General features: G+C 47.5%; 24 protein-coding genes. 13 read left to right on the top strand and 11 right to left on the bottom strand.

The genetic code is table 11. The features are described 5' to 3' along the window. Nucleotides 1-112 precede the first annotated feature (112 nt). Entirely contained in the window at nucleotides 113-1,957 is a 1,845-nt protein-coding gene (locus H6F68_RS12985) for a hypothetical protein (RefSeq protein WP_190559580.1), read from the bottom strand. A gap of 451 nt (nucleotides 1,958-2,408) precedes the next feature. Between H6F68_RS12985 and H6F68_RS12980 the strand changes: the two genes are divergently transcribed. From H6F68_RS12980 to H6F68_RS12960, 5 genes are all read left to right on the top strand, one after another. Beyond that, nucleotides 2,409-2,735: a helix-turn-helix transcriptional regulator gene (locus H6F68_RS12980; protein ID WP_242065487.1), complete on the top strand. Its 327-nt coding sequence runs from the start codon at nucleotides 2,409-2,411 to the stop codon at nucleotides 2,733-2,735. 1,458 nt (nucleotides 2,736-4,193) lie between these two features. Continuing rightward, a complete protein-coding gene (locus tag H6F68_RS12975) occupies nucleotides 4,194-6,311 on the top strand; it encodes a hypothetical protein (protein WP_190559576.1) in 2,118 nt (705 codons plus the stop codon). A gap of 120 nt (nucleotides 6,312-6,431) precedes the next feature. Further along, nucleotides 6,432-6,602 carry a hypothetical protein gene (locus tag H6F68_RS12970; RefSeq protein WP_190442049.1) on the top strand — a complete coding sequence of 57 codons (171 nt, stop codon included), beginning with the start codon at nucleotides 6,432-6,434 and terminating at the stop codon, nucleotides 6,600-6,602. Between the two features lie 529 nt (nucleotides 6,603-7,131). After that, nucleotides 7,132-8,064, top strand: a complete 933-nt coding sequence (locus H6F68_RS12965; RefSeq protein ID WP_190442047.1) for an alpha/beta hydrolase — start codon at nucleotides 7,132-7,134, stop codon at nucleotides 8,062-8,064. Nucleotides 8,065-8,217: 153 nt separating this feature from the next. Continuing rightward, nucleotides 8,218-12,570, top strand: a complete 4,353-nt coding sequence (locus H6F68_RS12960) for a DUF4347 domain-containing protein (RefSeq protein ID WP_190559574.1) — start codon at nucleotides 8,218-8,220, stop codon at nucleotides 12,568-12,570. A gap of 138 nt (nucleotides 12,571-12,708) precedes the next feature. Here H6F68_RS12960 and H6F68_RS12955 read toward each other — a convergent pair whose 3' ends face one another. From H6F68_RS12955 to H6F68_RS12930, 6 genes are all read right to left on the bottom strand, one after another. Then, a complete protein-coding gene (locus tag H6F68_RS12955) occupies nucleotides 12,709-13,029 on the bottom strand; it encodes a hypothetical protein (RefSeq protein ID WP_206755521.1) in 321 nt (106 codons plus the stop codon). A 505-nt stretch (nucleotides 13,030-13,534) separates the two neighbouring features. After that, on the bottom strand, nucleotides 13,535-14,335 hold the full coding sequence (locus H6F68_RS12950; RefSeq protein ID WP_190559572.1) for a class I SAM-dependent methyltransferase: 801 nt from the start codon (nucleotides 14,333-14,335) through the stop codon (nucleotides 13,535-13,537). 144 nt (nucleotides 14,336-14,479) lie between these two features. Beyond that, nucleotides 14,480-15,139, bottom strand: coding sequence for a DUF924 family protein (locus H6F68_RS12945; protein WP_190559570.1), 660 nt, complete (start codon nucleotides 15,137-15,139; stop codon nucleotides 14,480-14,482). Nucleotides 15,140-15,315: 176 nt separating this feature from the next. After that, on the bottom strand, nucleotides 15,316-15,822 hold the full coding sequence (locus tag H6F68_RS12940) for a GNAT family N-acetyltransferase (RefSeq protein ID WP_190559568.1): 507 nt from the start codon (nucleotides 15,820-15,822) through the stop codon (nucleotides 15,316-15,318). A 252-nt stretch (nucleotides 15,823-16,074) separates the two neighbouring features. Further along, nucleotides 16,075-16,641, bottom strand: a complete 567-nt coding sequence (locus tag H6F68_RS12935) for a site-specific integrase (RefSeq protein WP_190559547.1) — start codon at nucleotides 16,639-16,641, stop codon at nucleotides 16,075-16,077. Nucleotides 16,642-16,738: 97 nt separating this feature from the next. After that, nucleotides 16,739-17,326: a DUF6714 family protein gene (locus H6F68_RS12930; protein ID WP_190559545.1), complete on the bottom strand. Its 588-nt coding sequence runs from the start codon at nucleotides 17,324-17,326 to the stop codon at nucleotides 16,739-16,741. Between the two features lie 101 nt (nucleotides 17,327-17,427). Between H6F68_RS12930 and H6F68_RS29790 the strand changes: the two genes are divergently transcribed. The 3 genes from H6F68_RS29790 (at nucleotide 17,428) to H6F68_RS12910 (ending at nucleotide 19,786) form a co-directional block, all read left to right on the top strand. Next, a complete protein-coding gene (locus H6F68_RS29790) occupies nucleotides 17,428-17,784 on the top strand; it encodes a Nif11-like leader peptide family natural product precursor (RefSeq protein WP_399313833.1) in 357 nt (118 codons plus the stop codon). Nucleotides 17,785-18,407: 623 nt separating this feature from the next. Next, nucleotides 18,408-18,596: a hypothetical protein gene (locus H6F68_RS12915; protein ID WP_190553152.1), complete on the top strand. Its 189-nt coding sequence runs from the start codon at nucleotides 18,408-18,410 to the stop codon at nucleotides 18,594-18,596. A gap of 734 nt (nucleotides 18,597-19,330) precedes the next feature. Next, nucleotides 19,331-19,786 carry a response regulator gene (locus tag H6F68_RS12910; RefSeq protein ID WP_190553151.1) on the top strand — a complete coding sequence of 152 codons (456 nt, stop codon included), beginning with the start codon at nucleotides 19,331-19,333 and terminating at the stop codon, nucleotides 19,784-19,786. A 400-nt stretch (nucleotides 19,787-20,186) separates the two neighbouring features. On the opposite strand, the gene H6F68_RS12905 is transcribed toward H6F68_RS12910, so the two are convergent. The 3 genes from H6F68_RS12905 to H6F68_RS12895 form a co-directional block, all read right to left on the bottom strand. Beyond that, nucleotides 20,187-20,390, bottom strand: coding sequence for a hypothetical protein (locus tag H6F68_RS12905; protein WP_190553150.1), 204 nt, complete (start codon nucleotides 20,388-20,390; stop codon nucleotides 20,187-20,189). A gap of 236 nt (nucleotides 20,391-20,626) precedes the next feature. Next, nucleotides 20,627-20,887 carry a hypothetical protein gene (locus tag H6F68_RS12900; RefSeq protein ID WP_190553149.1) on the bottom strand — a complete coding sequence of 87 codons (261 nt, stop codon included), beginning with the start codon at nucleotides 20,885-20,887 and terminating at the stop codon, nucleotides 20,627-20,629. A 236-nt stretch (nucleotides 20,888-21,123) separates the two neighbouring features. After that, complete coding sequence (locus H6F68_RS12895; RefSeq protein WP_190553148.1) at nucleotides 21,124-21,312, bottom strand: hypothetical protein; 189 nt, start codon at nucleotides 21,310-21,312, stop codon at nucleotides 21,124-21,126. A 329-nt stretch (nucleotides 21,313-21,641) separates the two neighbouring features. On the opposite strand from H6F68_RS12895, the gene H6F68_RS12890 reads away from it, so the two are divergent. Continuing rightward, complete coding sequence (locus tag H6F68_RS12890; protein WP_190553147.1) at nucleotides 21,642-21,833, top strand: hypothetical protein; 192 nt, start codon at nucleotides 21,642-21,644, stop codon at nucleotides 21,831-21,833. A 28-nt stretch (nucleotides 21,834-21,861) separates the two neighbouring features. Here H6F68_RS12890 and H6F68_RS12885 read toward each other — a convergent pair whose 3' ends face one another. After that, nucleotides 21,862-22,260 (bottom strand): response regulator, encoded by a 399-nt coding sequence (locus H6F68_RS12885; protein WP_190559543.1) that lies wholly within the window; start codon nucleotides 22,258-22,260, stop codon nucleotides 21,862-21,864. Nucleotides 22,261-22,743: 483 nt separating this feature from the next. Here H6F68_RS12885 and H6F68_RS12880 point away from each other — a divergent pair, with 483 nt between their 5' ends. The 4 genes from H6F68_RS12880 to H6F68_RS12865 form a co-directional block, all read left to right on the top strand. Beyond that, nucleotides 22,744-23,199 (top strand): response regulator, encoded by a 456-nt coding sequence (locus H6F68_RS12880; RefSeq protein ID WP_190553145.1) that lies wholly within the window; start codon nucleotides 22,744-22,746, stop codon nucleotides 23,197-23,199. Then, entirely contained in the window at nucleotides 23,196-23,420 is a 225-nt protein-coding gene (locus H6F68_RS12875) for a hypothetical protein (RefSeq protein ID WP_190553144.1), read from the top strand. The genes H6F68_RS12880 and H6F68_RS12875 overlap by 4 nt, the downstream gene beginning before the upstream one ends. Before the next feature lie 462 nt (nucleotides 23,421-23,882). Continuing rightward, nucleotides 23,883-24,215, top strand: a complete 333-nt coding sequence (locus H6F68_RS12870; RefSeq protein WP_190553143.1) for a hypothetical protein — start codon at nucleotides 23,883-23,885, stop codon at nucleotides 24,213-24,215. 434 nt (nucleotides 24,216-24,649) lie between these two features. After that, nucleotides 24,650-26,328, top strand: a 1,679-nt coding sequence (locus H6F68_RS12865; RefSeq protein WP_190559541.1) for a cache domain-containing protein, incomplete at its 3' end; no start/stop codon positions are given.

Raw genomic sequence — 26,328 nt, 5'->3', positions numbered from 1 at the left:
CATTTACTCCCAAAAGTGGCGCAGCAATTCCACAGAAACGAGAAACTGCATCAAATTGCGCGATCGCTACTTTAAAGCCAAATTGACGATGCCCCCTTAGACAACACAACACTCAAAGACATTGCAGTTTCCCAAGCAAAGCTAGAAGCTCATCGTCTGTAAGGTGATCCCTACTCTTTCGACCAAAATGATCAGCAACAAATTGATCAGCTTGTGAGCATGTCCATTCCAGCCGCTTAACATGAACCTGAATTTGAGCGATCAAGTCACTCAAATCCAAAGAATCATAGCCAACAGGGCTGGTTTCAGGAATGTGGTTACGCTCAAAGACATATTCAGGCTCAGGAATAAATTCAGGTTCAGCAAGCTGTTCAATTACGACGTTGTTGTCAAGATGAGAGAGAAAACCAAACCGGCTTTGCCGCCTTTGATTCCTTTCAGACTCCTGCTTTAACCTAGTTTCCTTAAGCTGCTTGTGGATACCTTCAATAACTTTTTGGGCAGCAGCATCAGGCGGCTTCCAGGCATCATTAAACCCTGTGGAAAACCCCCCAGACCCCCCATCATAAAAAGCAGAAGAGGTATCAGGGCCAATGGAGGAGGCCACTGATACCTCCCCTCGCACAAGCTTATTAGCGTCTTTAGGTAGGAATTCCTCTTCCTGTAAGGATTCTGTGGCTTCAGGGTTATTAAAGTTTTGCTCTTTAGGTAGGAATTCCTGTGGTGAGACTTGGAGTTTTCGTGGGTCCCATAAATCTCGATTCTTGCTTAAGGTATCGCTGCCGATGCCATAGTGCTTCAGCGCTTTGAATCGAGCTGTTACTTGGGCTGGTAACGTACCTTGATTCAGCATGTCAGCGATCGCAGCTCGAATTCGCTCTCGTGCTGATAGAGCCTGTTGTTGGTTCCAGGTCGGTGTTGAGGTAATTCCATCTGCTATGAGCTTGTTGGAAGTCCCTTTAGAGCCGTAAGGGTAGTAACGTTTCTCAGCTGCTCGTGCATACTCTCTAGTTCGCAACTCTAGTTCATGTTGATGCTGGCAAAATTCAGAGAAACCAGGTAGTAGACGGGCGGTCTGGACAATTGCATCTGCTAATTGTTCACCAGTTAAGGGCTCACCTCCATAAACAACGTGGTGAAAGACACGCGCTCTGCAAGCAATCTTTCCTAACAAGTGGTTAGTTTGTCCTAGTCCCGTCCACCCAGGCTCAATCTCAGCATTAAGGTCATTGAGGAATTTTTGAGCCCTTCCGCGTACAAAGTATTGCTTACGCTGTGTTTTTTTGAGCGTCTTCTCTATAGCCTGACTATCAATATCGTTTCTGGCCTGAGCAAACTTCCAACGCGATACAAATGCAGCATCGGTACTGTAAGTGGGCTCCCAGTTTTTATCTAGAAGGTAGCTTCCCGATTGGAGAGGCAATCGATGGCCATTGTATAGAGTTAGGTCATGCTCACCATAAGGCTTAGGGTTAGGAAAAATTTCCAATTGCCCTGGTTGGACTTTAAATCCAGCATTTTCTAGAAGAGTTTGAGCAACTAGAGTGATCGCCCATGAGCGTTGAGCTTTCTCAAAGGGAAAGTAAAGGTGAATGCCGCTTCGATAGCTCGATTGAACAGCAACGTACTCCACTAAACCAACTAGCTCTAAAGCCTCCAGAATGCGTCCTATAGACCAGGGGTCACACCCTGGGTGGTAGTGGCTAGTTGGGTCCAGATCGAGCATCAAGTAATCGGTTTGAGAGCCAAACCTCACTCCATAAAGGTAAGCTCCCTGACGAATCAGGCGATCGCTAAGGAGATGTTTGCTCTCAGTTTTCCACTCTGGCCTGGTTCCTGGCTCTGGATGCTCTGCATATAGGTAGTCGCCTCGGTGCGGAAAGATCCCAAGGAACTCATCATTCCACTCCCGAACGTAATCAAACCTTTTAGGTTTGGATGGGGCAAGTGCTACCATACTGCACCAGCCCCATTCAATACATTAGCTAGTTCAATTTCACTGAAATCCAGCGGTTTTGCCATCTTAGCTCCTTTTTTCGAAGCCGAGATAGACGCTCTTCACTAGTACGTCAGCTGAAGGTACTAGCCTATTTACAAGGGTTTAGCTTATAAATAAGATAGAGCCATCACGCCAAAGTAGGCGACTACTCGGCTCTTGCAGTTGAAACTGCGACATTGTGTGTATTCAAGAGCTTGGATGACATCAGGGTTCGGTGGGGCTCAATCACGTTGCCCGTCGTCATCCTTGTCTCTTGTTAAGAATCATCATAGAATAAAGCTATGATGTCAAGTCAAGTGAATACCAAAATTAAGTTTAAAAGATGGCGGCAAGGCTACAAGTAAAACCTGAGCATTGTTCCCCTTTAGGTAAGCTGATCCTACAGCATATGAAGGATCACAGCGTCAGCATGAATGAACTGGCAAAGAAAGCTGGTATTAGTCAACCAGGTTTGAGATCAGCCTGCTTCAAAGGGACAAATCCAACAGACTCCACACTTAATAAGCTGTCTCACGTTTTAGGCAGACCTGCTTTAGAGTTATACAACTTAGCGCATGAAGGCAGGCTTGAAGCAACACTTCAAGACGAGGCATGCCTCAGTAACGCTCGTGATGCCTTAGTCAGAGAAATTTTTGAGACTGCTGCTGAGTTAGGATTATCAGCACCAAAAAACAAACCTCCCAAGAACACCATCAAAGAGGCTCTTCTCACACTTGGTTTTTGCTCTAACTCGTAAAACTAGAACGCGTAGGGCTCTACTTGGTTTGCGCAGTCAAAACAAAAATCAAACTAAGCAACGAAACCGTAACTTTCTGTTCAAATGCGGCTGCTAGTCCAAAATCATGTCGTCGCATAGGCACGTGTCCTTGACCTTACTCTCAATCCTTATGATGGGAAAGTGCTTATGAAACGCGTTTCATAAGCACTTTCAAAAAATTCTAACGATCAAAGCCAAAAGGCTCATGAATTCCGTCTTCTAAGCAATTACTTTTTCATAACTACAAGCTAGTTTCATCCGTCCAATCTTGGGGTAAAGGTAGCAAAGGTGTAGCAAAATGCCATGCGATCGCTAAAGTATGCAAGCAGCAAGGGTTTCATGCGACAAAATGTAGAGAGGTTCAATTGGGACAATTTGAATTAGTACCGCTCTTGCTCATATTCTAGAAGTTTATACGAAAGACACAAAGTCTCTAAAACCTTTACCTAGTCTAAGCTTTAAGGATTAAATAGCGGCAAATGACAGCTTCACCAGTTTGAACCCTGTATTTGTTAGAAACGCGATCCCTTTAGTCATTGAACATCAATAGACTTATGGAAAGTTGGCTTTATTGGCTCTAACGATCCTTTCTTCGTGTTAGATAAGCGTAGGGCCGGGGGTATATTAGAGCTAGAGGTCTATCTGTGGCCCTGCCAGTAGAGCTTCATTGCTCTACTTGATATCAGAATTTATTGAGCTTACCCGTCGAGGGGGCTATGTCAGTTTGAAACTGCATAGCCCCCTCGACTTTTTTGTGCATTTTTGTAGCCACTTACCCAGGAGATACCATGCCTGATTCGCATCCTTCGAAATCAACTAAAGCCAGAACTAAAAGGAAATCTCGGCTTCTTCATCAACGAAAGTCTGCTTGCAAAGGGGTCAAGTCTCGTCGTGGACAACCAGAACTTTATGACGAACTCAAGCGAACTGTTTCAATTAGCATCACACCTACTGGAGTTCAAGGACTCGACGAAATTAGCCAAGCACTAGGTATCTCTCGTAGTGAATTCGTTGAAAGAATCGGTCGGAAAACAATTCAAATCATTATCCCATAGGTAATTAGCTAAGCATCAAGACCTTATCTTCTTGAAATAGGCCAAAAGGATATGAAAGGTAGAAACGTCGGATCAGAAATAAGTTCGACTTGTAGCGGCTTCAGGATTTATTTAAATCCTTTGATTTTGAAAAAAGCCCGGAATTATTTATTAGAAGCTCAACTAAACAAGAGCTTCATAAGCCCTGGAAACAATAGATTGAAGGATTTTTCTCTAGCAAGGTTTGAGTATTCCTAGTCACCCCTTTGCGTTACTAATATGGGGTTAAATTATAAATTTTGCTTCTAATAGCAATGTAAGTTAACCCCCCTCTCTGAAACTACTTGGCTTCTAAACAAAAGCTAATTCTGCACATCCTACAACTTTTTCCGAGTAATCAATCATGAGCAAGAAATTAAGTGTATTCAAGGTCATTGAACTTTACAAGGAATCTTTGCAAGCAGTTCATTCGCCAGAACAATGGAAGTATCTATTTAACCACCTTAATACAGGTTTTCTCAGGTTTGTTGCAACTGGTATGGGATTTAAGCGTCAAGGTTCCCAAGGAAAAATGACGAAGCATGATACACAACGAGCCTGGGATTTCTTCCGTAATTTATCAAGCGATCGCTTGATGGAAATTGAAGACGCTTTGTATCGAGGATACGATTTACTTAATCCTCCACAAGCCAGCCGAAACACTTATGGTGCAGCAGTCAAAGGTTGCTTGAAGTGGACTCAAGCAGAAGGTTTCTATCCTGGTTCAGGTAGTGATGACTGGGAGCAGAAATGTGCTCCTCGAATGCACCGAGGTCGAGGTGGTATTGCTGAGATGAGGTTGACGGAGAGACGAGGACGCTATCCTCAATATGGCTTGCGACCAGAGGAGCTAACAGCCACCCAGCAACAAAATGAAGCAGCCTTCCGAACTTTTTATTCAGGATATTGCCGTCCGAGAAATTTAGTTAAGACTTTGGAAGCAAGCTCCATTGATATTTATCTCGAACAAAGCCGATTATTCCTCGGATTTTTTAAGAATGTGTATCAGCCTGGCATTCCTGAGGAGCAATTAAATTTTGATTTACTACTTCCTAAAGTAAGCGAGGAAGACTTAGAAGATTTGTCTCGCAGAGAAACTCGAAAACTTTGGCAGGAAGGTATTGATCAAACTGATGATTGGGTTATGGCCTATCAACAATACATTAACGAGTTCTGCGGTTCCTTTAGCCCTCATACCTGGGCAGGCAAAGAATCTGCCTTGCTTGCGATCGCCAAGTTTCAGTACCGCACGTTGGTGAGCCGCAGGCAGGATTTTTACCAAATCCCTATGATTACCCACCTTCAGGATCAATGCTCAGCGACAGAGGTGTTACGTGAGCAGTGGCGGAGAACAAAAAAGTCAGTTGTTAAGCAAGAAGATAAGTGGCCAGATCCAGTCCTAGGTGAAACTGCTTTAGAGACATTGTATAAGGAGGTCACAGAACCTCTCAGGCTTGAGGCACGACCCCATAATAGTAGGAAGCAAATTCGAGCTCGAACTAGTATTGCAAAGTCTACCTTTATCTTTCTGTTTTGGTACCTGTTGATGACCTTTCCACCTAGGCGGCAAGAAGACTATCGAGAGACTAGAATTGCTTTGAGTTGTCCCATAAAAAAGCCTGAGGAAGTTCCGGTTCACGGATTGTATTTACCACCCATTGAGTTTAAGCACCGTAAGAAGAACCGCAATGGCCAATTGGCAGACAATTGCTTGTCCCGCGTTTATAAACATGCAGGCAAGAATTATCCAGAGGGTGTTTATGTTATTGACTTTAACGATTACAAGACGGATGGGTTCTACGGCAGACAAACTTTTATAATTCCCAATCGCTTGTTTTCCGACAACCTCACCTTTTATGACTACATGGATCGCTGGCTTTTTGGGGAGTGGATGCAAACAAAAAGTGTCAAAGCTGAAGTTTATCGAGGTTGGCAAAGGGAGTTTCTAGGCAAGAGAATGTTATTGATAACTGCTGGTCGTATGGATTTCGACCCAAAAGATCATCATCAACCCCTAGAAGACGAGGTCGGGGAGCAGTATATCTGGGGCTACTGGTGGGTGAAGCCAAGAGCAGGAAATAAATTTTGTGACTCCAATTTGGCTAGAAGCTTTAGTACTCCTGCTCATCGCTTAATGAAAACACCAAAACGTCCCACTCCACATACCCTGAGATACATATGGGCTACTTGGGCCTTTCAAAAAGGTTTAAGTGACCGTCAACTAGAATCGCTAGCTTATATGATGGGTCACTCGCTAGAAACGTTAAAGCGAATGTACGATCGCAGCACACATGAAGACAAAATACGTCCGATTCAGGCTGCGATCGATGAGGTGCTCCTGCGAGATTTAGAAGATGTGCATTCTATGGCTCAGGCAGCATTCAGCTTGAGCGAGATGACAATGATGGCAAAAGGGCTAAGTCAGGAAGAGCGACAGCAACTGATTCAGCAGCTACTCAATGACGAGCCATCGGATATCTAATATGATTGGCCCTCTAAGACTCGTTAAGGCCTCCTTAGAGGGCAAGTCAATGCGGATAAACAATACGCGATCACTACTTTGCTTGATCTGCACAAGAAACATTGCCGAGAATGCCTCAAAATGGCAATGTTTATCGGCAAACCTAAGCTTGCATTTCTCACGGCAGCCGGGGTAATTTGGCAATTGGCTCAACGACAACCAAAAGTGCCTCCGGGTATTTGGATTTTGATCACGTTAGCCACCAGTACTGAAATTGGTAGTTCCCTATTTCATACCTTGGCGACACAGTGAGCCAATTTATCAGGGGTGATGCCTTATTCTGCCTTCCAGCTTTGGTTTTTATGGCTGTACAGCTGTTAGGGCGTCAGGATGAAATCTGACTATACCGGAGCATCAATCGCTGGATTTTTCTTTGCCAGCAACTTCAGTGAACAGTTACTTATCTCTTCAATGGTTCTCTGTCGTATGTTCCGGCCTTTCTAGTGTTGCGGGGATTGGGACTGTACTACTATCAACAACTGAAGCAGGAGCCATTGTTTCTACTCGCGGCATCAGGGGTATTTCTACTAGCCCTTTCATTTCGTACACTGGATCAAGCAGTTTGTCCCTACTTCTCAACCGGCACCCATTTTCTTTGGCATCTTTGTAATGGGCTGTTGCTGTACTTGTCAGCCAGAGCTTTAATCCTAAACTGGTCTATGAGAGTGAAAGCAGACTAATCAGCCAATTCAGCGGATGCTGGAAAGAAATTGACGGGGCGATCGGAGTCATTTGCTGCCACTTGTTTGGGTCGTTATCCTTTCAGGAGGCTTCAGTGGGAATGAAAGCAACAGGTTCTGATTCAATCAATCGTAAGCCTCCAAATTATCTTGCCCTCAAGTTAGCTGCTGGTATTTCAGCCCTGTTGGTGGTTGGGTATTTGGGCATCTCTGCCTATGCAGGACATACGCTTTCCACCCCAAAACAGAGCTTTGACCCGCTTCAAGCATCAGTTTTTGTGGTTCCGCCTCAAGAAGTTGAATTTCGGACATCCGACAATTTAGAAATCAAGGGCTGGTTCATTCCTGCCAAAACGACTGACAAGGTATTGATTTTAGTGCATGGCTTGAATTCCAGTCGTACTCTTGAGTTGGCTGGAAAGTTTCCGGAATTTGGTTCAGCGATGAATCAAAAAGGCTTCTCCATTCTCATGATCGATTTGCGAGGACATGGGCAGAGTACTCCGTCTCGCTTTACTTTTGGCATTACTGAAAGGCGGGATGTGATTGCCGCCGCAGATTGGCTCAAGACAAAGGGTTTTAAGCCCCAAAAGATTGGAGTCTTAGGAGTTTCAATGGGGTCTGCTGCTGTCATTGGAGCCGCCGCCAATGACCCTGATATTGGAGCCGTCGTCACTGATAGTGGCTACGCCGAGGTTTATCCAGTGATTCAGCAACATTGGCACTCAGCTTCGGGCCTACCTGAGATCTTTTTACCTTCTACTATGCTGTTTGGACATTTGTGGACTGGTCATGACCCGATCTCTTCTAAGCCTGTGCAGGAAATAGGTCGCATTTCTCCTCGACCAGTTTTGATTATTCACAGCGCGATCGATCCTTACACACCTGTAGACAATGCTCGCCAACTCAAAGCAGCGTATCCTTTAGCTGAATATTGGGAAACCCAGGCGAAAACACATCCTGAGAGTTACAACACCAATCCAAAGATTTACGTTGACAAGGTTGCTGATTTTTACAATCGAAGCTTAAAGTAGAGCCACGTAACAATAGTAACAACAGTGTGCAAAGTCTCTTTGAAAACCCGAGACTGCCTAACCGTGGTCAGGTCAAGGGTAGGAGACAGCTTTGGTCAGAAAACTCGTCTTTGAGAACTGCTAATTCTCTTTTTATCAGTGTGAGAATCACTTATGTCTCCTACTTTGCACCAGTCTCAATTTACTTCTCACTACCTCAGTACTCCAACTAGGGTGACCCGTGAGATTGTCTTTATTGACTCGGCAGTGACAGATTACCTGGACTTGGTGGCTGGAGTGCGATCGCCTGTTGAGGTCGTTGTGCTGGATGCAGCACGAGATGGAATTGAGCAAATCAGTGAGACCTTGTCCCAGTGCTCTGATTTAACGGCTGTACATATCGTGTCTCATGGAGCATCTGGACGGATACAGTTAGGTGCTACTGAGCTGAGCTGGGAAACGCTGAGTTACTATTCTGGACAAATTCAAGCTTGGGCAAAGGCGCTGACAGAGACAGCAGAGTTACTGATTTATGGATGTAAAGTAGCTCAGGGACATAGAGGCTGGGACTTGATCAATCGGCTACATCACCTAACGGGTGCGAATGTAGTTGCTTCAGCAGTGATAACGGGTAGTGCGGCTCAGGGCGGGAACTGGGACTTGGGCGCTATGACAGCACCGAGGGTCGCTGATTTAGCATTTGAACCTACAGTGCTTGAGCAGTATGCTGCGACTTTAAGCTATGACCTAGTTCAGTACAACATCAACACAGACACATTTGGCTCTAATCCCGCTGATTTTACCGATGTCAATGGCACGTTGTATTTTGTTGCCCAGTTTGTTGATGGCAGGGAACTGTGGAAGCTTGATCCGACTACAGGGCTCCCTATAGTCGCCGCTGATATCGTACCAGGCAGTGGTGGTTCCGATCCTCAGAGTTTAGTGAATGTGAATGGCACACTCTATTTCAGTGCAAATACTATCCATAATGGCAGCGCTGAACTGTGGAAGATCGACCCCACCACAGGCAACCCAGTGCTGCTTGACATTGAACCAGGCAATGGCGGTTCCCACCCAAAGTATCTAGTGAACATGAACGGCACGCTCTACTTTAGTGCCCTAACTACTGACAACGGTTACGAACTGTGGAAGATTGACCCCAGCACGGGCAAGCCGGTGCAACTTGAAATTCAACCAGGCCGTGGATGGGCACACCCTGAGAATTTGACGAATGTGAACGGCACGCTCTACTTCAGTGCCGCCACTATCGACAATGGTTATGAACTGTGGAGGATCGACCCAGCTACAGGCAACCCAGTCCAAGTCAGCGATATCGTATTAGGCAGCGGCAGCTCCTTTCCAAAAAACCTCACAAATGTCAACGGTACGCTTTACTTTAGTGTCTTGGCTGCTAACAGTGGTAGAGAACTATGGAAGATCGACCCTAGCACGGGCAACCCAGTAAAACTCGATATTGGGCCAAGCAATGGCGTTTACAATCCCGAAAACTTGACGGATGTTGATGGTACGCTCTACTTCAGTAATGGTTCTAAACTATGGAAGATTGACCCAGCCACAGGCAATCCAGTCCAGGTCAGCGATATTTCATTGGGCAGCGGCTTTTCTGCGAACAGTCTAGCGAACGTCAACGGTACGCTCTACTTCAGCGCTTTCAGCATTAGTAGTGGTTATGAGCTGTGGAAGCTTGACCCCACTACAGACAATCCAGTCCAACTCAGCGATATTTCATTGGGCAGCAGCAGTGCCTACCCGACCGCTCTAACAAACATCAACGGTACGCTCTACTTCAGCGCCTTTAATAGTAGTAGTGGTCGCGAACTGTGGAAATTTGACTCCGCTACGGGCACTCTAGCGCAGCTTGAGATCCAACCAGGTATTGGCTGGTCGGATCCCGGTAATTTAACAAATATCAATGGAACGCTCTACCTGAGTGCTTACACTAGCAGTAGTGGCAGAGAATTATGGAAGATTGACCTAGCCACCGGGAGTCTATCTTCCGTAAATATTAATACTCACGATTCCAGTTCCTCTCCTGACAATTTAGTCAATGTCAACGGCGCGATCTACTTCAGTGCCGAGACCAACAGCTATGGTAGGGAACTGTGGAGAATTAACCCAGCTACAGGCAACCCAGTCCTAGTTGCTGATATTGAACCAGAGGTTGGTTCTTCCAATCCTAGGAGCTTAACGAATGTCAACGGCACGCTCTACTTCAGTGCTGAGACTGCCAGCTATGGTAGGGAACTATGGAAGGTAGATCCAGCCACAGGTAATCCTGTGCTGGTTGCTGATATTGCTCCGGAAGTTCATTCTTCTGATCCTTACAACTTAATCAGTGTCAACAGCACGCTCTACTTCAGTGCTTTCACTGCTGATGGTAGAGAACTGTGGAAGGTGGACCCAGCTACAGGCAATCCCGTCCAACTTGAACTCGAACTGGGGAGTGTCGGTTCACATCCAGAATACCTTACGGATGTTGGTGGTACGCTGTACTTCAGTGCTTACGCTAACGAAAATGGTAGGGAACTGTGGAAGGTTAACCCTGCTACAGGCAAGCCGGTGCTAGTCATTGATATCGCCCTAGGTGGGGAGAGTTCTAATCCTGATAATTTAACCAATGTCAACGGTACGCTCTACTTTAGTGCCTTCAATGACGGTCGGGGCGCTGAACTGTGGAAAGTTGATGCTGCTACAGGTACCGCTGTGCAAGTTACTAATGCCGTATCGAGCAATGACCGACATTCAAATTTGACGAATATCAACAACACGCTCTACTTCAGTGTTCGCACTCTTGATGGTTATGAGCAGTGGAAGGTTGACCCCTCGACAGGTAATTTGATTCTAGTTAACGAATTCACACAAACGAGTGGCTGGGTCAATCCTGACAATTTGACGAATATCAACGGCACACTCTACTTCCGCGTTTTTACTAACGTTGGTTCTGAATTGTGGAAGATTGACTCAACCACAGGCAACCCAGTCTTCAGCACTCAAATCCCACCGGACATTTCTTCTTCTGGATTGAAGCTGATGAACGTCAATGGTGCGCTGTACTTCACTGGTCACACTATCAGCGGTAGCCTTAACTTGTGGCGCATTAACCCTCAGGCGAACACACCAGAGTTAGTTACAGTTTTAAACTCTGGTGTAAGTGATTACTATGACCCAGTCATTCTCGGTTTTGAAAACGGCAAGCTTTACATTTCTGCTGACAATGGTATCAATGGCGTTGAGCTTTCAGTATTGGATCTGAATGAGGTAAACACGATCTGGGGAACCACTGCGGGCGATCGCCTCAGTGGGACGAATCAAGCTGACCACATACTAGGCCTAGCAGGCAATGATGAACTTAGAGGGCGCGGGGGTAGCGATCGCTTAGAAGGAGATGCTGGAGACGATACGCTCATTGGTGAGGATAATCTTCTCAGTGTCTTCACCTCCGCTGATCGAGTTCGTTTTCTAAGCAACACCCATCCTCCTCAAATTGAACTAACGAACTCCAACAACACTCACTCTCAAATATTGGATGAGGGTTACTACCTTTTCCACAATCCTGATGTTGCCGCTGCGGTTGCAGAAGGAGTCTTTCAGAGTGGGCTTGACCACTTCACTCAGTTTGGCCAGTTTGAGGGACGCAACCCCAGCGCTTTGTACAACGAAAGCTTCTATCTCGCTCAAAACTCGGATGTTGCTGCTGCGGTTGCAGGCGGAGTGTTTCGCAGCGGCTTCGAGCACTTCACTCAGTTTGGTCAATTTGAAGGACGTGATCCGAGTGCAGCATTTAGCAATAGCCTCTACCTCTCCCAAAATCTAGATGTTGCCGCTGCGGTTGCAGGTGGAGTGTTTCGGAGCGGCTTTGAACACTTCATCCACTTTGGCCAAAAGGAAGGTCGAGACGATAACTTACTTTTTAACGAACGCTTCTACCTCTCCCAAAACTCGGATGTCGCTTCTGCTGTCTCAGCAGGAGTATTCTTGAGTGGGTTTGAGCACTTCATCCACTTTGGCCAAAAGGAAGGCCGTGCTCCGAGTGAGCTATACAAGGAAAATGCTTACCTTGCTCAGAATCCTGATGTCGCAGCTGCCGTCTCAGCAGGAATGTTCCTGAGTGGGTTTGAGCACTTCGTTCAGTTTGGCCAGACAGAAGGCCGAAGCACCTTAGCTCCAGCTTATGACCAGTTTTACGGTGGGGATGGTGACGATATTTTGTACAGTGGGGCGGGTGGGGCGCTACTGAATGGTGGGGAAGGCAGCGATCGCTTTTGGATTGCAGACCAGCTTCTACCCAGAGCAGCCAGCACCGTTGCGGACTTTCAGGTAGGGATAGATGTACTTGCGATCACTGGACTGCCCGGAGTGATGGGAATTAGCAGCCTAAGTATTCGCCAGCAAGGTGCAGATACTTCTGTGAACGCCTTAGGTAGAGAGCTAGCAATTATAGTAGGCGTGCAAGCCAGCGACCTCACCAGTAACAGTTTTCTCTTTGCTTCCGAGCCGCTTGTTTGACACCTTTAATGTTGAAGGGACGAAGAGGGCGATCGCTGTGAGCCATAGCGAAAATATCTTAGCAAACATTACCGAAAATGAGTCAATTCGGCATTGTTTGAGGTGCGATCGCTTGAGGACTCAAGCGCTTGAAACGTATTACAAGAAGCACGCCATTGTTCGTTTTCGGCAATGTTTGTAAGAAACATATAACACCTCCTCGAAAACCGAGAAATCAAGAGGTGGGATCGCTGTATTTTGATCGCGCCTTTTCATGCCCCTAGGCTCATCTAGAGAATGTGTCCAATTTAGTCCTAGTGGAAACTCAGTATCATTATCCGCTAAAACTAAATTTTGAGAGCGCAGCGGATGAGGGAGGGGAAGTCGGTAGCGGGCATAGAAGGCGGAAGGGCGCTCTGGCCCCGCATGGCAGGTGACGTGAGAGGAGCGTCGGGTGATGTTAGATGCAGGGTGGGTCACACGAGTCTCTCCCTTAGCTTTGCCAAGCCCTTCATGACCTCTGCTCGGTTCTTGGCACTCTTCATCCACGTCGGCAACCTGCTCGCCAAGCTCTGATTGCTCCAGCCATACTCTTCGTCTCTACTCCTCTGGCGCAGGCTCGCGCTCACGTAGCTCTCTAGGAAATTCAGATGCTCAACATTGTATGCCCACAGTATTTCACCGCAGCACGGTCGCTGCAACCAGAGCGGGAGATGGAAGTACCAGTCAACAGCCGCCCCGATGCACGCCTGCCCCGGCTCATAATGCTCAAGAGTGGAGGAGTACATAACGCCGGAGCTGGCACACCTCCACTCTTGAGAGTGGCCACACTTCACACAAGTGAGGCTGACCTGTGAGTTTGCGCCCGACCCTCGGTTAATGACTGTGGCCTGGCGGGAGCATTCCGGGCACACAACCAAGAATGAACCCACGAAGTCCTCTACCCTGTCTCTATCATCTGTGAACCTGCGATTCATTCAACCTCTCAACCCCGGGCTGTTGCCACGTTCGCCCTAAGCTCAAAGGCAAGCCCTGCTTCATCGGTGTATGGCCGCGCCACTTCGACGCTGTCGCGAGCGATCGCCGCCATCACTCGCTCGCGCTCCGCTTCGCCCATTGCCTTGGCTGCATCGCTCATGCCGACCAGGGCGATCGCGTTCATGTGCACCCAGACAGTCCCGTCATCGAAACGGATAGTGCGTGAGACCGTCTTTGATTGAACGTCGTGAAAGCCGACTTCTCGGAGCAGGGCCTTGAGCGGGGCAGTCTCTCCAAAACTGTGGCGGCGGTCGATGATAGGCCCGAGGTAGCGTTCCACGACATGACGGAGTTCCCGCAACAGCGGGAGTTCCTCGTCCGCTCGCCAAGCACTTACGGCTAATCTGCCGCCCGCCGCCAGTGCGCCTCGCATCTGCCGTGCCGCAGCAGTCTGGTTCGAGAAGAATTGAATTCCTTGCTGACAGACGACGACGTCAAACTGCTCGCGGTCGTGCAGTGGTAGGGCAGCAACATCGCCTTCGCGCCAATCGACACCTGGGGCCACTTGACGTGCGACTGCGAGCATTGCCGGATTTAAGTCAACACCGGCTACCCTGGCGCTCTCGCCCAAGCGTTCCTTCGCTAGCCGCGCGAGGATGCCGGTTCCACAAGCCACATCCAGAACGCAGTCTCCGGCGGTAAGCTCTACGTCGTCGAGGAGGCGTTCAGCCCAAGGACGAAACAGAGGGCCCACGAGCGCCTGCTCATATATCTCAGGAAAACTTAACCCAGCGAAGGGAAGCGTCATATCAACCTCCAACAAGCTCAGGCACACAGTCTAACGTTGCTCATCACATACCGCACATAATTTGTGAGTCATAACCAATCCACTCTCGACGGTTGGTGTGCATGGACGTTGTTGAACTGGGATCGTAAAGATGAAAAACAGGGTTTAGTTCGCTCGAGTCTCAGAAAGAGATTGCGATAGGTGGGACGGCATTGAGCGCGTATGTACCAGCTGCCCACTTGCCAGATACTCCAGTTCTTCCGGGGTTGATTGGCGTCCTAGAGCTTGATTGCGATGAGGATGACGACCGAAGCGAGTCAGTATATCTCGATGTCGGCGGGCTTGTGCTGCGGAGAACTCTAGTAAGGCGCGATACTCCTGCGGTGATTCCTGCACAAGGTCGTCTGCAAGTTCAATGGCCAGTTCTAAGTTTGTAAGGTTCTCAGAATGCCCCAGCGGTAGGAAGAAAAAAGTCCTCTCCCAAGGGGTTTTCAGAGACGCGTAGTGTCCGGCGTTGATGCCTTCGAGCGTCAGCATGCAAGCCTTCGAGTCCTGCGCAAATGCTAGTGCTGTGTCCTGATAGATGGAGCGTGAGAACTGGTCAAGGACGAGAATTAGCGCCAGCCGCGATTGGGGTTGACGAGACCAAGCATCTAGTTCACCCCGTATGGCTTGTTCTAACAGGGGTGAAAAATGCTCGATTATTTCAGCGTTCCCCCCGCCGCGAAACCACCATTCCCACTGCCGAACCATTGCTGGCTGATCGGTCTTTGGCTGGACTGGAAACCAAAAGCGAAGCACGTCTTCGTATTTTTCGGTTGCCAAGGTAAACTCTCCTTAGCTCTGCCATAAAACTCGATTATCAAGCATCGTTTTGCCTGTCTAAATCACCTGATTGGGTACTTCGTGGAAAATGTACCGGTCTAACAGTGAAGTTGTGCGGCAGCAGATCACCTCGAAAGCCCACCAATAATCACCGTTCCGTCCGCACCACCGCAGTGTCAGGCATCTTCACTGAAACTGTAGACCATAAGATAACAACGGCCATATCCAGGAGGGCTGTATTCCCGCAGAACGCGAAAGCCAACTTTGGTGAAGGCGCGCTGTGCGGACAGATTCTGCACCCTTGTAGTTAGACCAACCAACGGGACATCTCGCCTCTGGCGAAGCTGCGACAACAATACCAGGAGTGCTTTCGGTCCGATCCCACGACCAACAAACTCCAGCTCACCAATGAGAATATCTACGTCAACCGATCCTGCAGGAATTTCGTGAAGACCCACTGAATCCAAAATTTCACGCGACACAGTCTGCCATCGAACGTAGCCAACTGTCTGACCTCCAACTACGATCAGTGCCCGATCACCGCCAGGTGGCGGATTGGCTGCCCACTCAACATGGTCTTCAGGGTCAGCATACCAGGCAGCGACATGAGGAGCCACTAGCCAACCTCTTAGTAGCGTGACCTCAGTGCTGGAGAACGGAATTAACGTGACCTCGGCTTCCATGGTGACCTGCAAGTTTCTTCGGGCTAGTCTCCCAAGTCGGACATTAGTCCGAAAAATTTTCCGTATAACACCCCTAATTTTGAGAATTAGCCTGAATTCTTCAGCGTTTCTTCGCTCTGGTTTCGCCTTTTATTCTGCCTAAGATCCCAGAAATGGGATTAGACGGAATCTACGGTGCTGGCATGGAGACACGACTTCGAAACTTATTAGATTCAGTCTAAGAGATTTACTGATTCACTAAGCGTCGATACTTCAAAAACTTAAAGCCGCGATCGCCCCTTCCAATTGCAGCTCAGAAACCTCCAAATACCGTTGAAGTGCCTGCAAACTACGATGCCCTGATATCTCCTGAATCACCCGCAGCGGTATCCCTGCACTGCTCATTTGGGTCAGAGCAGTTCGTCTAAAGCTGTGCGTACTAACTCCCATCAGCCCCAAGCGATCGCACGTCTCCCTGAGAATTTCATCGGCTGACTTCGGGTTGATGTGTCCGCGCCCGTGCCGTCCCGGAAAGAGATATTGCTTGCCCACTCCCGCCCGATATGTTTCCAGGTATCCTTTTAGAACCGAATTGACCGGAATCTGGCGCGTCTCCTGCTTTCCCTTAGTGTTGGCCTTCCGCAGAGTAATCTTCATTCTGACCCCAGCTGCATCATAAGCATCTGTGGTAAGCATCGAGCAGGCTTCACTGATGCGGCACCCTGTGTAGAGACAGATGCCAAAGAGGGCACGATCGCGATCGGACTCAAACGCCTCAAACAATTTTGCAATTTCGTCGGATGTTAAAACTTTGGCTTGGCCATGTCCATCTACCTTCATCTCACCAACCTCATTCTTGGTCTTTAGACTAAAGCGGCTCCTCGACGGTTATGGCAACAGGGACCGTTCCGCCCGCCCGGTCCGTTGCAGTGCATGGTTATCCCGCACTGGCTTCCGCGCGCCCCGACCAGTAATTTGCGATCGCCTGATCAATCTCGTCGCGTTGAAACTCGTCGGTCTCGCGCTTCAGCTCCAAATAGCTCACGATCGCGCGCGCCTGTTCACGATCGAACACTGCGAACCTGTGTCCCTGCTCGTCGAACCACGTCCGTTCTCCGTAACGGCGCGGGTTAACGCGTTGGCCTCTTGTCTCGTCCGTCAGGCCGTGGGTCAGGTGGAAAACGGGGTCGTGCATGTCCAGCTTGCCGTCAATATCCGTGATCAGGTACGCCGGCAGATAGAACCGAAAAGCTTCGTCTGAGAAGAAGCTGAGGGCAGACCCAAATCCGTCCGGCGCGCGATCAATAAAGGCTGGGTCGAGCGCTTGCCAATCGGTCTTGCCTTTGAACTCCTGCTCAAGCAGGAATGGCTCGTCACCTTCGTTGCTGCCGCGTAGGCACCAATCGCCCGGGAACTGGACGCTCGCGAACGCCGAGCGGATCTGCAATTTGACGGCTTCCGAGTTGGGCATGGGCTTTGTGGGATAACGTTGTAGTTGAACGGCGGCAATCAATTTCCGCATCATAGCCGATCGCCCTTATTCCGCCGTTCTAACGCAGGGTTAGACGGCATCCTCGTCAACCCATGCCAGGGCAAAGGAATCAATGACCAGTACCAAAATTACGAATGGGAGAATATCAGGTTTCTGAGGGTGGCGCGATAATCATCTTTCCCCCGAATCTTGATACCCTTGTGCTGCTAGTCTTAAAGAATATACTGCTGTTTTTCTTTGTATTACGAGTAGCTAGCGAGGATCAAATTTTAAATATGGCTTTTGAGCAAATCGAAGCATTTTTAAAGAAAATGCAGTCTGACCCTGAACTTAAAAGCGAGGTGCTCGCAGCATCAACCGCAGATGATATTGCGCGAATAGCACTAAAGCTTGGTTTTGAATTTTCAGGGGATGAATTATTGAGAATGTCAGGTCAGAAAGTTGGCAGCATTACTGTTAGAAAAACTGATCTTCCTGGAGAGTACAACTAGGGGTCACGCGAGAATTTGTAAAAAATCGTACGCTAAGGAATCTCATCCCCAATCAAAGCACCATGATGATTGGTATTACCCTTTCAACATCAGGGAAGTAGTACGCTGTGGTTGTAGTTTTAGTTCTTGAAAACGGTTGTAACTGGGAAGACTTGCCTTCATACTTGCCTCCCTACTCAACTGGCTACTGGCACGTGCATTCAGTGGCGAAGTGCCTGCGGTGGCTCGATGGGTGATAGAACGATCCAATGCTTGGATGGAGCGTTGTAAAAGTCTAGTAAAGAGCTTTGAGCGAACTCTGTCTCATGCAACAACTAAGATTAACCTCTGCTTTGTCAGGCTAATGCTCAAGCGGCTTACAGCCTCTCCTTGAGATCTCAAATGGGTTCTATAGAGGCAGATGCCAAAGAGGGCGCGATCGCGATCGCCTTCCAGTGCCTCAAACAATTTTGCAATTTCGCCGGGGTCAGTTTTACTTAATTCGTTAGCGCTGTTAGCGTTGCTTACACCTTGACCCAAAAATATTTGGCCAAGCTTGAGGCATCGATGCTAGCAGTGCTTTCAAGGCGCTCAGAAATACCAAAGCAGATGATTGGGACTAGAGTAGAGTGCCTGAGGTATGAGTGAGCAAACTCAAAGCTTTGTCAAAAACCACAGGATTGAGCCAAACAGAATTAATCTATGAATTAATCTATGAAGCGATCGGGCAATACCTAGGTGAGGATGTCGCGACCGTGGGCGATCGCCTCCCTACCATTGAGGGTGAGGTCACAGCAACCGACACCTTACCTGACAAAAAAGCTTCGCTATGAACTGGCGGGGCTGCTGTTAGAAAAAACTAATAATTTGATAACTACTGGTTTGCCGATTTAAGCACTTCTATTTCGACAGCTAGTGTTCTAGGGTATGTATCAATACCTGTTATGTATTTTACTAAATCGAATATTACATCGTCAGTGTTTTTTCGCTCTCAAAACTAAGCTTTTAGGTAAATGTGTTATTTACTACGCAGTACTGTCAAAACTTAGTAAAGAGTAAAGCTATCGCGTTTAGGCATTGCATGTATCCCCTAGTGCTATCACATGACCTCGTTCAACCTTTTAAGTTCTGGTATCAGAACGAAGTTTGCGAAGGCATGTGCTCTGATATGGAAATCTACCGCCTTTCGGGTACATACAAGGCTGAAGATAGGCAAAAAGCTTTTGCCTTGGGGATTGCCATGGAAGAGCATGGGGCTCATGTTCGCATCACTTGCGTGAGACATGAGTATAAGGTGTGGGTCAGCTTAAGAACTCTACATGTGGCTGCATTAGTTCCTGCTACGTCAGTGGCAAAGACGGTATAGAGACTAATTTCGGGCTTTGAACGTTGTGCCCATGGCTACAGGAACTTAAAACTGGAAGCTGCACACTTAGTTAAAATTGATGTGCTAACAGGCGTATGGTGACCTCAGTACTTTTATCATTTTCTTTAACGCTACCCCTGTTCTTTTAGCAGAAAAAAGTGCATTCAATTTGGTAGCAAGTTGTTATCGAGATAACGTTGCTTGAGAACTGGGGACAATATTTTGGCTGCTGACAACCTGAAGTTTCAGGGCTCCACGATCCTGGTCGTAGACGATGAGAAGTCTGTCTTAGAGATTATGGACGTTGTCTTGACTTTTTACGGTGCCGAGGTGATAGCAACAACCTCAGCTCTGGAAGCCTTGAGCCTTCTATCTGCAAGGCAGCCTGATTTAGTAGTCAGTGATATTTCCATGCCTGGGATGGATGGTCACGGCCTCATACGTTGTATTAGAGGGTTACCTCCAGAGCAAGGAGGGCAGATACCCGCATTAGCCCTGACAGCATTTGGAGACCCTAGAACTAAGCAAAAGGCACTCACAGCAGGTTTTCGGCATTTTCTGGTCAAGCCAGTCGATCTTCCTGAGTTGATTGAGGTATGTGCAAAACTCATCAAGACTTCGCAAGGCCAACGATCGCGCCCCCACTACCTATCTTAGTTCTCACACCCCACCCCGGCCCTGTCGAACCCGTACGGAGCCGGGGCCATTAAAAAAACGACCGCCCCCTCTTCTACCTCGAGGAGCGATCGCTTACCTTTTGGAACTTGATTTTACTTTGTTTTGTATCACACTACACCTAATAAACCTTTGGCTAAACCAGTATTACCCTGTCACTGCGCCGTTAATGAATGACTGAGGCGACAAATAAGCGGGTAGATTCCCCCATAGGCACCAAGGGTTTCCTCTGAGAGGATAAGAGGTATAAAAGCCGTCAGCTAGCATTTAGTACCCAAAGCGCATATTAAAGCCGTTGGCTGGCATTTAATATTTCAGAAGCAGCCTCGATCACTAGATTGAGGCTGCTTCTTTTGGTATTGAGATACTTAAGTCCGAAGTATCAGCTAAATTCTTCTACGTAGTTGATCAACTTAAGCCCCTTCTGCTGGGCTAGTTCTAGAGCAAAATTGTAGGCTACTTGGTAGTCTGCTTGGCTAGAGACAAAACGGCCTGTTCCATAATCTGACTCATTGTCAAGGTAAAGCACAACAGCACTTTGCTCAATGTAGATGGAGTAAAGAACAACTTGTGTCTTGGTGCTCATGAAAATGGGAAAGCTTGTAGGGAATTGCTATATTTTCTACGTTGAGTGGCATAGATGAAAACTACCAACAGAAATATTTATTCCTTATGGCTGTAGAAATATCAGTGACGAATAATGGCTTGGCTAGCAGAAAGGGCGATCGCCCCTCTAACTTTCCCCATGAGTTGCGCAATCAAGCTTTCCGGAGCGCACGGCTCAGGCAAATGTTGAGCTAATCAAAATGCTGGATACAGCGTCTAAAAACCTAAATTTGTGGAGATGCAGGCAATTGCATGCTTAATTTTGTTCATCCCATTACGATGGCCTAACCAGAGTCGGCAAGCCTCATTCACCAGCCCTTTTTCTGTATCCGTTAAAAGTTCTTCTGGTTTTTCTGCGGCCAAAATCTCGGCGGCTTGTAAAGCTAGTGAGTATTCCACACCGCCCTTAATAAACTGAGCTAGGAACACTTTTTGTTGTTCATGAAATGATTTGGTGGCGCTAGTGTCGCTCAACATAGGGAAGAAAACGGTTTTATTTAATTAGCTTCTCCTTACCTCTAAAGATGCCACCACCTCCCCAGGGTAGATATTGATGAGCTCGTTTATGGAATAAGTGATTGCATTTTACTGGTCTTATTATTACTCTGCTCAAAATCCAAAATTTCCAGAACATCAAAGCTGGGCTTAGGTTTCGCGTCACCAGCGCGATCGGCAGCAACGAGTTGAGGTGACAGAGTTTTGGCGAGATTAAGCTAAGTCAGAGTGTCTTCAGGATTGGGCAAGAGGGGCAATGTGTGCAGAAATGACGCCAAGTCTTCTAAGCAGAGGTAAGGTAGGCTCGTGAAATAAGGGTTTTCAACCCAATAAACAGTTTCATTCTGAATCGTGGCAGTTTTGAGAAGATAGCCTCGACCTAAGGCAAGATTGACCACCCCATTCATGAGCAAACCCCCGTAACCGTTAGGCGTTATGGCTTTGTTAGTAAACTTCAGTATCGATTGAGCTACTTAAGATACTCATCAGCAAAGTTGCTCAATCTGCTCCGCTACATGATGGAAGAGGAGCCGAGCTAAGGCAGCATAACCCGATCGCCTCTTCTACAACTCAACCAGGGGCGAGCACTTGTCTAAAACCTACTAGTAAGATTCGCAATTTTTGAAATCCAAAAGCTGTAAGGCTGGAATTTTTATTGTGATTCCAACCTACTCAGTGTATGTAGTAATCTATACCTAGACGAAGAGAACCTTAGAAAATCTCATTAGATATCTTTATGAACCTCGATGAGTTTGAGGCCCAGGTTAAAGATGCGCTTGAAGTTGGCCTCAACCGACTCCAAACAGTTACGCTTTTGGTCGTAAACCTAGAGCAACAGCTCGAATCGACCCGACAAAGCATCCAAGAGCTAACTCAAGTTATTGATAACTTCATTACTGCCGAAAAACAAAAACGAGACCAAGACTAGAACTGAGCCCCTCTTAATGGCGAAAGGACTATCTACCACAAACTTTTTCAATTGCAGCGACTAGCTCTTCTGGGTGGCTCGGCTTGACAAAATAACCCTGCACTCCCAATTGCAGGGCTCGTTGGCGATCGGCTCGAAAGGCGAATGCTGTAAAGACAATGACAGGGATATGCTGAAACTCTATGTTCTGTCGCAGTGCTTCCATTAGTTGGTAGCCACTGATGTCGGGTAACTTCAAGTCTAATAAAACAACATGCGGCTGAAACTGAGCCAGAGTTGAGAAAAAGCTACTGCCCTCTGCCAAACTCACCACTTGATAGCCTTGATGAGTGAGGTAGTCATTCAGTAGTAATCGATTAAAGTCATCATCCTCAACTAACAAGACTCTTATCGCTGGGCTCGGTTCAGAAATCAGAGCATCGGTCATGTCACTGCTTACAGGTGAAGGGCAAAGCTAAAGCCTGGGTCAAAGTTACAGCTTTTGAGCCTTTGCATGTTGCACAGTTTACATAGCTCAGTGATCAGATTTCCAGAGTGCGATCGCCCCCTCCAACTCCACCTCTAAGAAGCAAAAGCTAGGAGATGAGGTAGCGTAATTGCTAGCTCTGTGACCATGAGCACTTAAGAAAATAGTCAGAGAAACTTCAGGTCAAGGCCGCACCACTTTTCAATGGCTACCGTTCCTCAGAAAACCACTTAAACTTGCTGGCTTTACCCGAAGCACAACGTCAGGACAGTTGGAGTGGTGTAATCAGATACAAAAAGTAAAAATGATTGATATTACTTACTTTTTAGTAATGCTTCATTTTATTTGGGAAAATTATAAGTAATTATCTTATGCGGTAAATATTCCTTCCGTTAAGTATCAAGAGGCTGGACCTTAAACTCAGTGGTGTGAGGGGGATAACTGATGCAACGAAATAGGATGAGTGAAGAGCCAGACATCAAGTCACGCCTGAGGGGCATTTCAATTCTCTTGGTTGAAGATGACCCAGACACCTCAGCGATATTCGATTTGTTTTTAACTCACATGGGAGCCACAGTCGCTACAGCAACAACAGTGAAAGCAGCTCTCAAAATGGCGGAAGAGGTTCACCCAGATATTCTGATTAGTGATCTCCAGTTACCCGATGGCAACGGTTATGCTCTGCTCGACATGATTAGAAAACTTCCATTGAGTTCATCCAAGCTAATCCCCGCAATCGGGATGACTGGACACAGTACTCCCTTTTCAGAACCTGCTTACAATCAAGAGGCACTATCGTGCGGGTTTCAGAAGTTTTTGGCCAAACCCTTCAGTATTGATGAATTACTTGAAGCGATCGCTGAATTCACCAGAGATGCAGCTCAATGCAAAGCCCCATGAATACCACAGATTCTACTGCTTGGGTTGAACCACCCTTAGAGGCTACTTGGCAACTGAGTGCTCACAACGAGGGGAGTTGGGAATGGTCGCCAGAGTTCGCTGCCTGGATGCGCTTAAAACTCTCAAGAGAGTTAACTGCTGAAGAACTAGATGATATATTGCGGCTGAATTGTTGCAGCACCCTAGATGAACTAATTCGATGGCTTAGTGTGCCCAACTAATGGTAAGGGCTATTAGCCCAAAAGACCATCACACCAATGCGTCAGAAGCTTAGAACCGCAATCGCCTCCTCTAGTTGCAGGTCCGATATCTCTAGATATCGCTAGAGTGCCTGCAAGCTGCGACGCCTGGATATCTCTTGAATTACCCGTAGCGGTATCCCTACACTACTCATCTGGGTCCAAGCAGTTCGTCTAAAGCTGTGAGTCCTGACCCCTACTAGTCCCAAGCGATCGCTTGCCACACGCTTTTACTTGAAGCAACTCACCCATGAATATGAGCCGGAGTCTTAGGGCTTCTTAGGTGCGGCTGTCGCAATCGCTCGACTTCAGCAAATGTTGGGCCAAACCCTTAAAAACCTCTTCTAGGTCAGAATACGTAGATAATACTAACAATTTGCAACATCAACCACGTAAAATATTGAGAGCCCGTTGAAGAGATTCTTACAACTCAAAGGTCCTTCTATGTATCCTCTCGTCTTGTCTCATGAGGTCGTTTCAACTTTTTCCTTTTGGCATGAAGGTGTACTTCAGGAAGGTATTGCCTCTGGTAAGGAGCTGTACAGCTTCTATAAAAAGTTCGATGCTGCTCAAAGACAGGAAGCTTTCAGTACGGCAGTAAGTTTGTCGGAGACGGATATTGAAGTTTGTATTACTTGTCTGCCGACTGAATACAGAGTCTGGGTTAGTCTTAGAAAATTGGAGCAGGTTACATTGTGTTTTTTATCAAATGCACAACCAGAAGAAATGCACAACCAGAAGAAGCAATGCTTGCTTAACGAGCGTGAAAGAGGTTAATCACCATGCTTACCAAGCACGACTAAACTCTGTTAGCACTCTACCCTCATAGAAAGATTTGTTGAACTTGCGCCAGCTTGGACCTAGCTGAAGCTTCTGCAACGAAAACAGCAGTTTGAAGAGGCGATCGCCCTCATCGCCACCATCGAAACTGACCGAGCAGCCGCAGCGGACCTACAAGACGAGAAGGCGACGTGACTCCGTCAGACTGACGTCATGATAAACAAGAGTGAAGATTTGTTTGCACGGTGGGTTTATGTAATTTGCAGGCAGCCTAGTATTAGTTGCAACTTCTAAGTACGTAAACAACGGTGACAGCACCACTTGACTATTGACAGTACAGCGTCTTCGGCCAGGTCTGTCAAGCGTTAGCTGTGGGGCAATCCTGGGAATTTTTAAACGGCTAGAGCTTGATAAAAAATTCTTTGCTTATAATGAAAAGTCAGCGTTTCCTCAGAGATAAGACGTTTCCATTACAATTTGTTCTCGTCCTTCCCTTCGTCCTCCAGATTTTTGCCGCTGTGGGTCTTGTCGGTTATTTGTCTTTCAAAAACGGCCAGAGCGCGGTTAACGATTTGGCAGAACAGTTGCTGGATCGCACCAGCGATGTGGTCGATGAACGTCTGAAGTCTTATCTAGCCCTGCCTCAAATCCTCAACCAACTCAATGCTGATGTGATTCGTCGGGGCATGCTCGATGTGCGCGATCGCGAAGCGGTGGGGAAGTATTTCTGGGACCAGATGCAAGCGTATGACCTCACCTACATTGGGATGGGCTTAACAACCGGGGAGGGGTTAGGAGTCGCTCGTTACGATGGCAAAACCATCACGATTGATGACTGGACCGCAACACCCCCGAAGAACGTCACGAACTACGCGGTTGATAACCAAGGCAACCGTACTCAAGTCAATGGCCGATGGGATTGGGACAGCTTCAAGGAGCCCTGGTATACCGAACCCATCGCTGCGGGTAAACCGATTTGGGCCAAGATTAGTGCGTTGAATCTGCCTACACCCTACATCGCGGCCTCAGCTAGTCGCCCCATCTACGACGCACAAAAGCGTTTGCTCGGCATGATTGCCGCTGATATTCACCTGATCAAGCTGAGTGACTTCCTCCGCAGTTTAGAGATTAGCCAATCGGGGCAAGTGTTTATTATGGAGCGCGATGGCACGCTGATTGCCACCTCTAGTCAAGAAGAAACCTTTACCCTGAGCAAGCAAGCGATTCAGCGGGTACGAGCGATTGAGAGCTCTAACTCCACCGTTCGTACCATCGCCCAGTCCATTCAAGCCACCAACGGGTTTCAGTTCATCACAAAAGATACAGACTTTCAGCTTGATGTGCAGGGAACACCGTATTTTGTCGATGTGAGACCTTGGCGCGATCAGTATGGTTTAGATTGGCTGCTTGTCACCAGTGTGCCAGAGAATGCATTCATGGCCCAAATCAATGCGAATACCCGCACCACAATCGCGCTCTGTTTCGGTGCCTTAGTGGGTGCCATTGGCATAGGCTTGTTTACCTCTCGTTGGCTGGTTCAGCCGATTCTGCGTCTGAATCAAGCCAGTGAAGCAATGGCCTCGGGTAATCTAGAGCAAGCGGTAGAACCCAGCAATATTCAGGAACTCAATACCCTCTCCCACTCCTTCAACCACATGGCAGGACGGTTGAGGGAGTTGTTTACGGCTTTAGAGCATAGCAAGGAAGTCTTAGAAGAGCGGGTCGATGAACGCACGGCTGAACTCAAACATACCTTGGCAGAATTGCAACGGACCCAGGCTCAAGTGGTGCAAGGTGAGAAAATGTCGAGCCTGGGGCAACTGGTAGCTGGAGTGGCTCACGAAATCAACAATCCGGTTAACTTCATCCACGGCAATCTGACCTACGTGCAGGAGTACACAGAGGATTTATTAGAATTTGTGCAGCTGTATCAGCAGCACTATCCTCGCCCGATTCCGGAGATTCAAGTGGCGGCGGAAGAGATGGATTTAGAGTTTTTGCGCGAAGACCTGCCGAAGATGCTGACTTCGATGCAACTAGGAACCAACCGCATTCGACAAATTATTCTCTCTTTGCGCAACTTCTCGCGGATGGATGAGGCCGAATTTAA

The sequence above is a fragment of the Trichocoleus sp. FACHB-262 genome, assembly GCF_014696035.1.
GTDB lineage: Bacteria > Cyanobacteriota > Cyanobacteriia > FACHB-46 > FACHB-46 > Trichocoleus.
This window is presented reverse-complemented; position numbering and strand designations above follow the sequence as displayed.

Coding starts and splice junctions, on each gene's coding strand:
- H6F68_RS12965 (WP_190442047.1), top strand. CDS start 7,132: ATGAAAGCAACAGGTTCTGATTCAATCAATCGTAAGCCTCCAAATTAT.
- H6F68_RS12900 (WP_190553149.1), bottom strand. CDS start 20,887: ATGTTGAGCGACACTAGCGCCACCAAATCATTTCATGAACAACAAAAA.
- H6F68_RS12930 (WP_190559545.1), bottom strand. CDS start 17,326: ATGATGCGGAAATTGATTGCCGCCGTTCAACTACAACGTTATCCCACA.
- H6F68_RS12940 (WP_190559568.1), bottom strand. CDS start 15,822: ATGGAAGCCGAGGTCACGTTAATTCCGTTCTCCAGCACTGAGGTCACG.
- H6F68_RS12875 (WP_190553144.1), top strand. CDS start 23,196: ATGAATACCACAGATTCTACTGCTTGGGTTGAACCACCCTTAGAGGCT.
- H6F68_RS12935 (WP_190559547.1), bottom strand. CDS start 16,641: ATGAAGGTAGATGGACATGGCCAAGCCAAAGTTTTAACATCCGACGAA.
- H6F68_RS12980 (WP_242065487.1), top strand. CDS start 2,409: ATGAATGAACTGGCAAAGAAAGCTGGTATTAGTCAACCAGGTTTGAGA.
- H6F68_RS12975 (WP_190559576.1), top strand. CDS start 4,194: ATGAGCAAGAAATTAAGTGTATTCAAGGTCATTGAACTTTACAAGGAA.
- H6F68_RS12895 (WP_190553148.1), bottom strand. CDS start 21,312: ATGAATGGGGTGGTCAATCTTGCCTTAGGTCGAGGCTATCTTCTCAAA.
- H6F68_RS12885 (WP_190559543.1), bottom strand. CDS start 22,260: ATGACCGATGCTCTGATTTCTGAACCGAGCCCAGCGATAAGAGTCTTG.
- H6F68_RS12960 (WP_190559574.1), top strand. CDS start 8,218: ATGTCTCCTACTTTGCACCAGTCTCAATTTACTTCTCACTACCTCAGT.
- H6F68_RS12985 (WP_190559580.1), bottom strand. CDS start 1,957: ATGGTAGCACTTGCCCCATCCAAACCTAAAAGGTTTGATTACGTTCGG.
- H6F68_RS12950 (WP_190559572.1), bottom strand. CDS start 14,335: ATGACGCTTCCCTTCGCTGGGTTAAGTTTTCCTGAGATATATGAGCAG.
- H6F68_RS12880 (WP_190553145.1), top strand. CDS start 22,744: ATGCAACGAAATAGGATGAGTGAAGAGCCAGACATCAAGTCACGCCTG.
- H6F68_RS29790 (WP_399313833.1), top strand. CDS start 17,428: ATGGGAGAATATCAGGTTTCTGAGGGTGGCGCGATAATCATCTTTCCC.
- H6F68_RS12870 (WP_190553143.1), top strand. CDS start 23,883: ATGTATCCTCTCGTCTTGTCTCATGAGGTCGTTTCAACTTTTTCCTTT.
- H6F68_RS12970 (WP_190442049.1), top strand. CDS start 6,432: ATGGCAATGTTTATCGGCAAACCTAAGCTTGCATTTCTCACGGCAGCC.
- H6F68_RS12890 (WP_190553147.1), top strand. CDS start 21,642: ATGAACCTCGATGAGTTTGAGGCCCAGGTTAAAGATGCGCTTGAAGTT.
- H6F68_RS12905 (WP_190553150.1), bottom strand. CDS start 20,390: ATGAGCACCAAGACACAAGTTGTTCTTTACTCCATCTACATTGAGCAA.